This window comes from Streptomyces sp. H39-C1 (assembly GCF_027158125.1).
In the GTDB taxonomy this organism is placed as follows: Bacteria; Actinomycetota; Actinomycetes; order Streptomycetales; family Streptomycetaceae; genus Actinacidiphila; species Actinacidiphila fildesensis.
In genome coordinates this window covers 103,127-114,796 of record NZ_JAPVLS010000001.1, presented here as the reverse complement: position 1 = coordinate 114,796, position 11,670 = coordinate 103,127, and the positions used below count along the sequence as shown (strand labels likewise).

The following is an 11,670-nucleotide window of genomic DNA, read 5'->3' as shown; positions in this document are numbered from 1 at the left end:
TGCACCTAAATGGTCCGCGAGTTTTTCGTGGGCGCACGGTGACAGCCAGGCGACGTCCCGCCTCATCCGATTTTCCCTGGAGCCCCCGAGTGAGCAAGCGCACCTTCCAGCCGAACAACCGCCGCCGCGCCAAGACCCACGGCTTCCGTCTGCGGATGCGCACGCGTGCAGGCCGCGCCATCCTGGCGACGCGCCGCGTCAAGGGCCGCGCCCGCCTGTCCGCCTGATCGCAACAGGTCACATGCCGTGCTGCCCACCGAGAATCGGCTGAGGCGGCGCCAGGACTTCGCGGCAGCGGTACGCCGAGGACGCCGAGCGGGTCGCCCGCTTCTGGTTGTCCATCTGCAGGCAGAGACCATGGACCCGCACGTATCGGGGGGGATCACTCCCCCGGCACGTGCGGGTTTCGTCGTGAGCAAAGCAGTCGGCGGAGCCGTGCAGCGCAACCTTGTGAAGCGCCGGCTGCGGCACCTGGTACGCGAGCGGCTGGCCCTGCTGCCCCCCGGTAGCCTGGTAGTCGTACGAGCGCTGCCCGGAGCGGGTGGTGCTGACCATGCACAGCTGGCCCGCGACCTGGACGCCGCCCTGCAGCGGCTGCTGGGAGGGGTTGCGCGATGAAGTACCCACTGCTGGCGCTGATCAAGGTGTACCAGTGGACCATCAGCCCCTTGCTGGGCCCGGTCTGCCGGTACTACCCCTCCTGCTCGCACTACGGGTACACGGCCATCGACGTGCATGGAGCGGTAAAGGGGTCGGCACTGACCGCCTGGCGCATCCTGCGGTGCAATCCGTGGTCGCCCGGTGGTGTCGATCATGTTCCGCCACGTAAACGCCCCCCGTGGCACGATCGGCTGCGCAACTTGTTGCGCAACAGCAAGGGCGGTCCCTCCGCCGTCGCTGAGACCAGCCCGGCCGCAGAGACCTCGCCCCATGCTCAAGGAGCCTGATTAGTGGACACGATCTCGAATCTGTTCAGTTTTATCACCACGCCGGTCTCCTGGATCATCGTCCAGTTCCACTCGGTGTACGGGAAGATCTTCGGCGCCGACAGTGGCTGGGCCTGGGGCCTGTCCATCGTGTCGCTCGTGGTCCTGATCCGGATCTGTCTGATCCCGCTGTTCGTGAAGCAGATCAAGTCGACCCGCAACATGCAGGCGCTCCAGCCGAAGATGAAGGCGATCCAGGAGCGCTACAAGAGCGACAAGCAGCGACAGTCCGAAGAGATGATGAAGCTGTACAAGGAGACGGGTACCAACCCGCTCTCCTCGTGCCTGCCGATCATCGCCCAGTCGCCGTTCTTCTTCGCCCTGTACCGCGTGCTGAGCAGCATCGCCAACGGCGACACGATCGGTGCGATCAACCAGCCGCTGCTGGACAGCGCCAAGAAGGCGCACATCTTCGGTGCTCCGCTGGCGGCCAAGTTCACCGAGAGTTCCGACAAGGTCGCGGCGCTGGGTGCCTCCATCACCGACGTCCGGGTCGTCACCGCGATCATGATCGTCATGATGTCGGCGTCGCAGTTCTACACGCAGCGCCAGCTGATGACGAAGAACGTCGACATGACGGTCAAGACGCCGTTCATGCAGCAGCAGAAGATGCTGATGTACGTCTTCCCCGTCATGTTCGCCGTGATGGGTATCAACTTCCCCGTGGGTGTCCTCGTCTACTGGCTGACCACCAACCTGTGGACCATGGGCCAGCAGATGTTCGTCATCCGCCGGAACCCGACGCCGGGCAGCCTGGCCTTCAAGCAGCGCCAGGACCGGCTGCGGGCCAAGGGCAAGCTGGTGGAGCCGCCCGAGGAGATCGCGGCCAAGGAGGCCGTCGAGGTCGCCCGCGCCAACCGCCAGCAGCCGAAGCGGCAGACCAAGGCGCGCCGTACGACGGCCGCCGGCGCCGCTCAGGGTTCCGCGTCCGGATCGTCGGCCTCGGCCGCTTCGGACAAGACCGGTGACAAGCCGAGCCTGACGAAGAAGGAGCCCGAGGACGCCAAGCCGTCCGGCGGCTCCACCGCGTCCGGCTCCCCCAGAACGTCCAAGGGCGGACAGCGCAAGGGTCAGCAGCGCCCCAAGCACCCGTCCAAGAAGTAGTGCAGAACCTGATGAGGAGCCCATCCGTGACGGAAGGCAACAGCACCACTGTGACCGACGGCGGCTCCGCCGATCGCCTGTCCCGCCTTGAGCAGGAAGGCGAGATCGCAGCCGACTACCTGGAGGGTCTGCTCGACATCGCGGACCTCGACGGGGACATCGACATGGATGTCGAGGGCGAGCGAGCTGCTGTCTCGATCGTCGGCGACTCCTCCAGCCGTGACCTGAACAAGCTGGTCGGGCGGGACGGCGAGGTGCTTGAGGCACTGCAGGAGCTGACGCGTCTCGCGGTGCACCGGGAGACCGGCGACCGCAGTCGGCTGATGCTGGACATCGGTGGCTTCCGGGCCCGTAAGCGGACCGAGCTGGCGCTGCTGGGCGCCAAGGCGGCGGACGAGGCGAAGGACACCGGGCAGCCGGTCAAGCTGGACCCGATGACGCCGTTCGAGCGCAAGGTCGTGCATGACGCGGTCGCCGCCGCGGGGCTGCGCAGCGAGTCCGAGGGCGAGGAGCCCGAGCGCCGGGTGGTCGTGCTTCCGGTCTGATCGGGCCGGGCACGGCCCGGTACGGCTCAGTCGGCCCCGTCTGCTCGCGGACGGGGCCGATCCTTGTAAGCCTGGAAGTCGCGGTGTGCGGCAACGGGATCGATGGAAAGGACAGTCCTCGTGACGGAGGCAGCGGCGGAGGCGGCGGCGGAACTTCCCGCACCGCCCGAGCAGGCGCAGGCAGTGTTCGGCGAGCGTTTCGCCGATGCGGTCCGCTATGCGGAGCTGCTGGCCGACGCGGGGGTGCGCCGGGGGCTGATCGGTCCTCGTGAGGTGCCCCGGCTGTGGGAGCGGCATCTGCTGAACTGTGCGGTGCTCTCCGAGGTGATCCCGCAGGACATGACGGTGTGCGATGTGGGCTCCGGGGCGGGACTGCCCGGGATTCCGCTGGCGCTGGCCCGCCCTGATCTGCAGATCACCCTGCTGGAGCCGCTGCTGCGGCGGACCACGTTCCTCGACGAGGTGGTCAAGCTACTGGCGCTGTCCAATGTGACCGTGGTTCGGGGGCGTGCCGAGGAGATGGTGGGCAAGCTCCCGGCGGTGGATGTGGTGACGGCCCGCGCGGTGGCCCCGCTGGAGCGGCTGGCCGGCTGGGGGCTTCCGCTGCTGCGTCCGCACGGCGAGATGGCCGTTCTGAAGGGGGACACGGCCGAGGAGGAGCTGAAGGCGGCGCGGGCCGCGCTCGGCCGGCTCGGTGCCGTGGAGAGCTCGGTGGTGCAGGTCGGCGAGGGCGTGGTGGATCCGCTGTCGACGGTGGTGCGGGTCGTGGTCGGGGAGAGCCCCGGCGGCGTGCGGGCGGCGACGCGCAGGGCGAAGGCGGCGCGAGCCAGCCGGGCGGCGAAGAACTCGGGCCGGCGCCGGTACTGAGGCGCGTTCTACTCCATACAAACGGCCAAAACGACATAATCCGGAGTGTCTCCGGGATAACGGGCACATCGCTGTGCATCGTGTTCCACGTGAAACGTCGCTCCCTGCTCCCAGGAGTCCTCAGCCGCGGTCGTGCCGCGGCTGAGGCGCGCGCCAAGAAGCCCTCAAAGTCGGCCCATGAGGTGGATTCATCCACAGGCAGTCGGGCCTCGCTGGTTCACGACCCCGAAAGCATGGCAGGCTCTGTGCATTGCGAGCCTGTAGTCGAGGAGAGTGAATCCTTGCGGTCCGACGCCAACATCGCGGGGCCGATGACCGATCCGGTCCCCGGTCCCCGTTCGGAATCATTCGGGGGTGATGTTTCACGTGAAACATTGCCCCCGATGGACGACACCCCCATCGGTCGCGCCGCCCAGTTGGCGGTCGAAGCGCTCGGTCGGGCCGGCGAGGGGCTCCCTCGGCCGGCTCAGACCCGAGTGATGGTGGTGGCCAATCAGAAGGGCGGGGTCGGGAAGACCACGACCACGGTCAACCTTGCCGCATCGCTCGCCCTGCACGGGGCGCGGGTGCTGGTGATCGACCTCGATCCCCAGGGCAACGCCTCCACGGCGCTGGGCATCGACCACCATGCCGATGTGCCGTCGATCTATGACGTCCTGGTGGAGAGCCGACCGCTCTCCGAGGTCGTACAGCCGGTCCTCGATGTCGAGGGGCTGTTCTGTGCGCCGGCCACGATCGACCTCGCCGGTGCCGAGATCGAGCTCGTGTCCCTGGTGGCACGGGAGAGCCGGCTGCAGCGGGCCATCGAGGCCTATGAGCAGCCGCTGGACTATGTCCTCATCGACTGCCCGCCGTCGCTCGGCCTGCTCACCGTCAACGCTCTGGTGGCCGGCGCCGAGGTGGTCATCCCGATCCAGTGCGAGTATTACGCGCTGGAAGGCCTGGGGCAGCTGCTGAAGAACGTGGATCTGGTCCGCGCTCATCTCAACCCCAAGCTGCATGTATCAACCATCCTGTTGACCATGTACGACGGCCGGACCCGGCTCGCCGCGCAGGTCGCGGATGAGGTGCGTACCCACTTCGGCAAGGAAGTGCTGCGCACGAGCATCCCGCGCTCGGTCCGGATCTCGGAGGCACCCAGCTACGGCCAGACCGTGCTGACCTACGACCCGGGCTCCAGCGGGGCACTGTCCTACCTCGAAGCGGCGCGTGAGATGGCGTTGCGCGGCGCCGAGGGCACCAATGAGCATGATCAGCACAGCATGTCGGAGGGGATCCAGTGAGTGATCGACGCAGAGGGCTCGGCCGTGGTCTAGGCGCGCTGATCCCGGCGGCACCGTCATCGGCGGGTACATCGCCGTCAGCGGTACCGCTGCTGACCGCGGACCGGAGCTTGCTGGCGGCCACCAAGGTCGCCGGTCTGAACTCCAGAGCCCAGGATGCTCCGCCGACGGTGGACATCCCGGTTTCACGTGAAACAGAGCCGGATCCGCCGGCAGCCGAAGCGCCCCCGGCGCCGAGCGCCTACTTCGCCGAGCTGCCGATCGACTCGATCACGCCGAACTCGCGTCAGCCCCGTGAGGTGTTCGACGAAGAGGCGCTGAACGAGCTCATCACCTCCATCAAGGAAGTGGGCCTGCTCCAGCCGGTCGTCGTGCGACAGGCGGGGCCGGAGCGCTATGAGCTCATCATGGGCGAGCGCCGGTGGCGGGCCTGCCGGGAGGCCGGTCTGGAGAACATCCCGGCCATCGTCCGGGCGACCGAGGACGAGAAGCTTCTCCTGGACGCGCTCCTGGAGAACCTGCACCGCGCCCAGCTGAACCCGCTGGAAGAGGCGGCGGCCTACGACCAGCTGCTGCGCGACTTCGCCTGCACGCATGAGCAGTTGGCCGACCGGATCGGGCGCTCACGCTCCCAGGTCTCCAACACGCTGCGCCTGCTGAAGCTCTCTGCACCCGTGCAGCGACGGGTCGCGGCCGGAGTGATCTCCTTCGGACACGCGCGCGCTCTGCTCTCCCTGGAGGACGGGGAGGATCAGGATCTGCTGGCGCACCGCATCGTGGCCGAGGGGCTGTCGGTGCGGGCGGTCGAAGAGATCGTCACCCTGATGAACGCCGAGCCGCAGAGCGCGAAGAAGGCGGTGGGCCCGAGGGCCGGACGGCGGGTCTCCCCGGCGCTGACCAATCTCGCCACCCGGCTGTCGGACCGGTTCGACACCCGGGTGAAGGTCGACCTGGGGCAGAAGCGCGGAAAGATCGTGGTGGAGTTCGCCTCGATAGAGGATCTGGAGCGGATCCTGGGGACGATGGCCCCCGGTGAAGGCAAGGTCCTGGAGAGCAGGCTCGACGAGGAGTCCGACGACGACGTCGAATGAGTCCGCCGTTCAGGGGAGCGGGTGGTGTTCCGGCCGGAACACCACCCGCTCTTTGCTTGTCCTCAGTGTCCTGGGACAGGGGGCGAGACTACGATGCGTAGGGGTAGGGAGCCTCTCTGGGGAGGGAAGCCCATGCGTGCGTCGAAGGTCGGACTGGAGCACGAGCGGCACATGGCCGCTCTCGTAGCAGCGGGACTGGGCTTGGGGGCGGTGGGGGGATTCGTGGGCAGTTTGGTTCGCGACAGAAATGAGGGCCTGGCCGTATGGGGCGTCGGCTCGTTCCGCTCACGTTGGACAACCTCTCGGATCTCCCCAAGCGCTGCAGATCGTGCGTCTTCTGGGAACTCGATCCGGTAAGCGGTGAGGCCGCCGTGCAGGCGGGCAAGCCGGAGCTGGAGAAGGAGGCCTGGATCTCCGCGGTCCTGCTGGAGTGGGGCTCGTGCGGCCGGGTGGTGTACGTCGACGACGTCCCGGCCGGCTTCGTCCTCTACGCGCCGCCGGCGTATGTCCCGCGCTCCATGGCCTTTCCCACCAGTCCGGTGTCACCGGACGCCGTGCAGCTGATGACCGCCAGGATCATGCCCGGGTACCAGGGGCAGGGCATCGGGCGGGTATTGGTGCAGACGGTCGCCAAGGACCTGGTACGCCGTGGAGTCAAAGCGGTCGAGGCGTTCGGCGACGCCAAGTGGGCCGAGCCGGGCTGTGTCCTGCCGGCCGACCACCTACTCGCGGTGGGCTTCAAGACGGTACGCGCCCATCCGCGTTATCCCCGGCTGCGGCTGGAGCTGCGATCGACGATCTCCTGGAAGGAAGACGTCGAGATGGCGATCGACCGGCTGCTGGGAGCCGTCCAGAAGGAGCCGGTCCTCAGGCCACTGTGAGGTGTGGACACCCCGGAACGCGAACAGGCCCGCTCCTTCGAGGAGCGGGCCTGTTTCACGTGGAACGGTCGAACGGTGGAACCGGACGACGTCGTCTCAGACGGCGTCGCCGATGAAGTCCGCCAGATCGCGCTTGATGGCGGCCTTCGGCTTGGCGCCGACGATGGTCTTCACGACCTCGCCGCCCTTGTAGACGTTGAGCGTCGGGATCGACATCACGCCGTACTTGGCAGCGGTGACCGGGTTCTCGTCGATGTTGAGCTTGACGATGGTGATGTCCTCGGCGTGCTCCTCGGCGATCGCCTCCAGGGAGGGGGCGATCTGCCGGCACGGGCCGCACCACTCGGCCCAGAAGTCGACCAGCACGGGCTTGTCGCTGGCGAGGACCTCCTCGGCGAAGGTCGCGTCGGTCACAATCTTGGTCTTGCCGGCCACGGCAGTCTCCTCAGGCTTGATACGTGTGGGGGAGAGGGTTGGTGAGGGTCAGGCGGTCTTCTCGGCGTCCGCGAGGGCGGCGAGGAAGCGTTCGGCGTCCAGCGCGGCCGAGCAGCCGGTGCCGGCCGCCGTGATCGCCTGACGGTAGGTGTGGTCCACGACGTCACCGGCGGCGAAGACACCGGAGATGTTGGTACGGGTGCTGGGCGCGTCGACCGTGAGGTATCCCTCGCCGTCCAGTTCCAGCACACCCTTGAACAGCTCGGTGCGCGGGTCGTGGCCGATGGCGATGAACAGCCCGGTGACGGGCAGCTCCGAGCTCTCACCGTTCTTGGTGCTGCGCAGCGTGAGGCCGGACAGCTTGTTCTCGCCGTGGATCTCAGCGACTTCGCTGTCCCACACGAACGAGATCTTCGGGTCGGCGAAGGCGCGCTCCTGCATGGCCTTCGAGGCACGCAGGCTGTCGCGGCGGTGGACGATCGTCACGGACTTGGCGAAGCGGGAGAGGAACGTCGCTTCCTCGATCGCCGTGTCGCCGCCGCCGATGACGGCGATGTCCTGGTCCTTGAAGAAGAAGCCGTCACAGGTGGCACACCAGGAGACCCCGCGGCCGGAGAGCTGGTCCTCGTTGGGGAGGTTCAGCTTGCGGTGCTGGGAGCCGGTGGTGACGATGACGGCCTTCGCCCGGTGGACGGTGCCCTCGGTGTCGGTGACGGTCTTGATGTCACCGCTGAGGTCCACCGCGACCACGTCGTCGGGGATGAGCTCGGCGCCGAAGCGCTCGGCCTGGGCGCGCATGTTGTCCATGAGGTCCGGGCCGAGGATGCCCTCGCGGAAGCCGGGGAAGTTCTCCACCTCGGTGGTGTTCATCAGCGCACCGCCTGCGGTGACCGATCCCTCGAAGACCAGCGGCTTCAGGGCGGCGCGCGCTGTGTACAGCGCGGCGGTGTAGCCCGCAGGCCCGGATCCGATGATGATCACGTTACGGACGTCGCTCACGGGTGTCTTCCTCGTCTCTACCGACTACTGCGGGGCCCTGGCGGGACTCTCGTCCTGCCTAACGGATCCTAAGGGTCCAGCATTCCCGCAGTGGTACGCCGTCAGCGCGCGTACGTGTCCTGGCGAAGTACCCGGCCCGGCTTGGTGGAGCAGCCGGCGTCCACGACATACAGATCGACATGGGCCGGGTCGCCGGGATGCGGAAGGACCACCAGATACGCGTCGGTGCCCTCGTACGGTTCGTGTGCGGAGGCGAGCGGCTGCTCGGAGCGGTGGATGCCGTTCTGCACACACGGCGGCAGGGGGACGGACTGGGTGCGCAGCGGCGTGGTGGCGGGGGTGTCGGAGCCGAGCGCCGGGGACTGCGGATCCTTGCCGCTGACGACGTGCGCCGGGAGACCCAGGAGCTCATGGACGCGCGCTTTCAGGGCGCTGCCGGCCTCGGCGACATTCGGCGATTCGCCGGGCTGCCGCGCGGTGGCGTGAACGCCCGCGTCCTTTCTGGCCGAATCGTTGGTCTTGTTCGACGTCAGGTCGACGGAGTGCAGCAGGACGCCGCCGAGACCCAGGACCGCGACCGTGGAGGCCGTGACGAGCAGTGTCCTGGCCCAGCGGCGCCGGGGGCGGGCGTGGCCGCGTCCGGGTCCCGTGGAGGCCGGAGAGTGGCCGGTGGGCCGATCGGCCGCCGCCGCTGTTCCACGTGGAACCGATGCGTCGGCTGTTTCACGTGGAACAGCCGGGGGCGCCGTCGAGTCGAGCAGTGCTTCGGCGGCGAGTGCGGCATCGATGCGGCCGGCGATGTCGGCGGGCATGCGCGGGGGGCCGGGGAGTGTGCCCAGCAGGTTGCGGATCTCGTCCAGCGAGGTGCGCACGTCGGAGCAGAGCGCGCAGCCGTCGAGATGGCCGCGTACGTCCGCGGAGCGGCCCGGCGGAAGGAGGCCTTCGGCCAGGTCCGAGATCTCCGAGACCTCGGGGTGTGCGTCCATCCCCGTCGTCGAAGTCACTGGTGGCCACCTCCGCCCTTTTCCGTTGCCGTCTCTGGGACGGATGTCCCCTCCGTCCGGTTCCTTCCCCGGCCTGGGTCCGCGTTACTCCCCTGGTCGGCGCGCAGATGAGTGAGGAGTGGAAGGAGCCGTGCCCGGCCGCGCGCGCATCTGCTCTTCACGGTGCCGGTCGGCACATCGAGTACGGCGGCGGCCTCGGCGACGGGGTAGCCCTGCATGTCCACCAGGACAAGGGCGGCGCGCTGATCGGGAGGCAGGGTGGCCAGGGCGGTGATCAGTTCGCGGTGGAGCTCGCCGCGCTCGGCGGGGGCGGCGGCGGATTCATGCGGTTCGAGGAGCGTCTCGAAGCGGTCCTCGTCGACGACGGGGGAAGTGCGCCGGGAGACGGTTTTGCGCGCCCGGTCCAGGCACGCGTTCACGGTTATCCGGTGCAGCCAGGTGGTCACCGCGGACTGGCCCCGGAAGGTGTGGGCGGCACGGAAGGCGGACACCAGAGCGTCCTGGACGGCGTCGGCGGCTTCCTCGCGGTCCCCCAGAGTGCGCAGAGCGACCGCCCAGAGGCGGTCGCGGTGGCGCCGGACGATCTCCCCGAAGGCGTCGGGGTCTCCCGCGACGTGCCGGGCGAGGAGATCAGCGTCGCTGGCCTCCTCCCCCGGCTTGCTGCCGTCGTCCACAAGCGCCTCCCCGTCCGCTGCTCAGCTGTTGCCGAGGACCTTTATTTCCGTGATGCCGCCACGGAAGCCACCACCGGACTCGGGCGGCAGGTCGGTGATGTGGATCAGGATGTAGCGCGTTTCCACCTGCTGGCCGGCGGTCACCTGAACGGTGCTCCCGGCCTTGGCCGCCGGGGCGAGCCGCTGCGGGAAGGCCGCCAGGGTGGTGGGCTGGGAAGCGTCCGGTGCCGCGGCCAGAACCTCCACGGTCTGGCCGGGTACCCACATCGTGAGGTCGATGCCGGTGACCTTACGCCGGCTGCCCAGGTCGACGATGATGCCACTGCCCTGGATGCGGTTGGGCAGGTTGCCGAAGTTCGACTGGCCCTTGTAGTTGCTGGTGATCCAGGAGGTGTCGGCCTTGCCGTCGACGGCGAACGCGACCTTGTCGGGCGCTATCGGGGCGGCCAGCGGCGAGAACTCACTGGCCGAGGAGATGGCCAGCGGTGTGCCGGGAGCGGCGCTGCTGGGGTCCTGGCCGGCCCGCTGGGAGTTGCCGGTGTCTTCCTTGCTCTGTTCCTCGCGGCCCATGAGGGTGTCCGCGAGCTGCCAGCTGCCCAATCCCAGCGCGGCGATCAGCAGCGCGGAAACGGCCCACTTGAGTACCTTGCCGGTGCGGCCGGGAAGGGCCGGCGGCGGAGCGGGGGACGCCGGTGCCGGCCGGGGCGTGGCGGGCGTCTGGCGGTAGGGGCCCTGCTGGTACGTGGTGCGCTGGTACGGCGAGATGTCCGGCTCAGGGGGCTTGATCCGGGGCAGGCCGGCGACCGCTCGAGCCAGCTCCTCCGGAGTGGTGCACGGCGAATCCTCGCGGGAGGCGGTGGCGCCCTCGTTGACGAGCGCGCGCATAGCGATCTCGGACAGCCCGCGGTGGACCCCCGCGCGCACCTGGTCGGGGGCGACGAGCCCGACGGCCTTGGGCAGGCCGGTGAGGCCGTACGCGTCCTCCTCGTAGGGCCAGCGCCGGGTGAGCGAGGCGTAGAGCAGCGCGCCGATCGCCTCGGTGTCCTCGCGCTGCGGGCGCTCGGACTTCAGGCCGCGCAGCGCGGCGGTGACGGCGAGGCCGCGGATGCGGTACTGCCCGGAACCGGTGCGCAGTACGGAGCCCGGGCTGAGCCGCAGATGCGCCAGTCCCTCGCGGTGGGCGGCGGCCATGGCCTGGGAGACCTGGCTGACCATCTGGTAGGCGTCGTGCGGCTCCAGCGGTCCGGCGGCCAGGCTGTCACTGAGCGCGGCGGCGTCGGGGAGCCATTCGTGGATGACGTAGACGAGGTCGTTCTCCTCGACCGCGTCGAGGACCTGGACGAAACGGGGATCACCCAGGAGTGCGGCCGAACGGGCGGCCGCGAGCACCTGACGGGCCCTGGAGTGGTCGGCGGGCAGGAGATGGATGCCCACGGCACGCCGTAGCTTCTCGTCGACCGCCCGCCAGCTGCTGAAGCCGTCGAGGCGGGTGACGCACTCCTCCAACTGGTAGCGGCGGGCCAGCTTGTGGCCGCTGTGGAGTTCCGGCGGCTTGCTCTTGCCCTTGTGCTGCTCCGCTGCCTCGTCCTGCGGTTCGTCCCGCGCGTCCTGGGGGTTGTCCTGATCCGTCGTCTCGTCGGGTGTGGCCCCGTCCTGCTGGACGGTGGGCGGCGGTTCGCCGCTCTCGTTGGCCACTCCGACGGCAGCCGTACTCCGATCCGCCACCGTCGTTCCTGCCTCCCCATCCGTTGCGCGATCCCACTTCAGAGCCAAGGCCAATTGTGCCCACAGTCCGGCTCTA

14 protein-coding genes are annotated in these 11,670 nt (G+C 68.8%); 9 read left to right on the top strand and 5 right to left on the bottom strand.

Annotated elements, in window-relative coordinates:
- The first annotated feature begins 89 nt into the window (after positions 1-89).
- The 9 genes from rpmH to O3W51_RS00475 all read left to right on the top strand — a co-directional run bounded on the left by rpmH (position 90) and on the right by O3W51_RS00475 (position 6,757).
- A complete protein-coding gene (rpmH, locus tag O3W51_RS00515) occupies positions 90-227 on the top strand; it encodes a 50S ribosomal protein L34 (RefSeq protein WP_138351176.1) in 138 nt (45 codons plus the stop codon).
- Positions 228-246: 19 nt separating this feature from the next.
- On the top strand, positions 247-618 hold the full coding sequence (rnpA, locus tag O3W51_RS00510; RefSeq protein WP_138351175.1) for a ribonuclease P protein component: 372 nt from the start codon (positions 247-249) through the stop codon (positions 616-618).
- On the top strand, positions 615-947 hold the full coding sequence (yidD, locus tag O3W51_RS00505) for a membrane protein insertion efficiency factor YidD (RefSeq protein WP_138351174.1): 333 nt from the start codon (positions 615-617) through the stop codon (positions 945-947). Before rnpA ends, yidD begins: the two co-directional genes overlap by 4 nt.
- Before the next feature lie 3 nt (positions 948-950).
- On the top strand, positions 951-2,090 hold the full coding sequence (gene yidC, locus O3W51_RS00500; protein WP_138351173.1) for a membrane protein insertase YidC: 1,140 nt from the start codon (positions 951-953) through the stop codon (positions 2,088-2,090).
- Positions 2,091-2,116: 26 nt separating this feature from the next.
- Positions 2,117-2,635, top strand: a complete 519-nt coding sequence (locus tag O3W51_RS00495; RefSeq protein WP_138351172.1) for a Jag family protein — start codon at positions 2,117-2,119, stop codon at positions 2,633-2,635.
- A gap of 102 nt (positions 2,636-2,737) precedes the next feature.
- Positions 2,738-3,502, top strand: a complete 765-nt coding sequence (gene rsmG / locus O3W51_RS00490) for a 16S rRNA (guanine(527)-N(7))-methyltransferase RsmG (RefSeq protein ID WP_138351171.1) — start codon at positions 2,738-2,740, stop codon at positions 3,500-3,502.
- A 233-nt stretch (positions 3,503-3,735) separates the two neighbouring features.
- The gene (locus O3W51_RS00485; protein ID WP_138351170.1) at positions 3,736-4,785 is read left to right on the top strand and encodes a ParA family protein; all 1,050 of its coding nucleotides are present in this window, start codon (positions 3,736-3,738) and stop codon (positions 4,783-4,785) included.
- Positions 4,782-5,876, top strand: a complete 1,095-nt coding sequence (locus O3W51_RS00480) for a ParB/RepB/Spo0J family partition protein (protein ID WP_138351169.1) — start codon at positions 4,782-4,784, stop codon at positions 5,874-5,876. Before O3W51_RS00485 ends, O3W51_RS00480 begins: the two co-directional genes overlap by 4 nt.
- Before the next feature lie 263 nt (positions 5,877-6,139).
- Positions 6,140-6,757 (top strand): GNAT family N-acetyltransferase, encoded by a 618-nt coding sequence (locus O3W51_RS00475; protein WP_138351168.1) that lies wholly within the window; start codon positions 6,140-6,142, stop codon positions 6,755-6,757.
- 96 nt (positions 6,758-6,853) lie between these two features.
- Here the strand turns inward: O3W51_RS00475 and trxA are convergent, their stop codons facing one another.
- From trxA to O3W51_RS00450, 5 genes are all read right to left on the bottom strand, one after another.
- The gene (gene trxA, locus O3W51_RS00470) at positions 6,854-7,192 is read right to left on the bottom strand and encodes a thioredoxin (protein ID WP_138351167.1); all 339 of its coding nucleotides are present in this window, start codon (positions 7,190-7,192) and stop codon (positions 6,854-6,856) included.
- A gap of 48 nt (positions 7,193-7,240) precedes the next feature.
- Complete coding sequence (trxB, locus tag O3W51_RS00465; protein ID WP_138351166.1) at positions 7,241-8,191, bottom strand: thioredoxin-disulfide reductase; 951 nt, start codon at positions 8,189-8,191, stop codon at positions 7,241-7,243.
- Positions 8,192-8,292: 101 nt separating this feature from the next.
- On the bottom strand, positions 8,293-9,195 hold the full coding sequence (locus O3W51_RS00460; protein WP_244809287.1) for a hypothetical protein: 903 nt from the start codon (positions 9,193-9,195) through the stop codon (positions 8,293-8,295).
- Positions 9,192-9,869: an RNA polymerase sigma factor SigM gene (sigM, locus tag O3W51_RS00455; RefSeq protein WP_138351165.1), complete on the bottom strand. Its 678-nt coding sequence runs from the start codon at positions 9,867-9,869 to the stop codon at positions 9,192-9,194. Before sigM ends, O3W51_RS00460 begins: the two co-directional genes overlap by 4 nt.
- A gap of 21 nt (positions 9,870-9,890) precedes the next feature.
- On the bottom strand, positions 9,891-11,594 hold the full coding sequence (locus O3W51_RS00450; protein ID WP_269282761.1) for a protein kinase family protein: 1,704 nt from the start codon (positions 11,592-11,594) through the stop codon (positions 9,891-9,893).
- Between the last annotated feature and the right edge of the window lie 76 nt (positions 11,595-11,670).

Excerpts from the sequence above, each read along its gene's own strand:
- yidD (WP_138351174.1), top strand. The coding sequence starts at position 615 with ATGAAGTACCCACTGCTGGCGCTGATCAAGGTGTACCAGTGGACCATC.
- rsmG (WP_138351171.1), top strand. The coding sequence starts at position 2,738 with ATGGAAAGGACAGTCCTCGTGACGGAGGCAGCGGCGGAGGCGGCGGCG.
- O3W51_RS00485 (WP_138351170.1), top strand. The coding sequence starts at position 3,736 with ATGGCAGGCTCTGTGCATTGCGAGCCTGTAGTCGAGGAGAGTGAATCC.
- O3W51_RS00475 (WP_138351168.1), top strand. The coding sequence starts at position 6,140 with ATGGGGCGTCGGCTCGTTCCGCTCACGTTGGACAACCTCTCGGATCTC.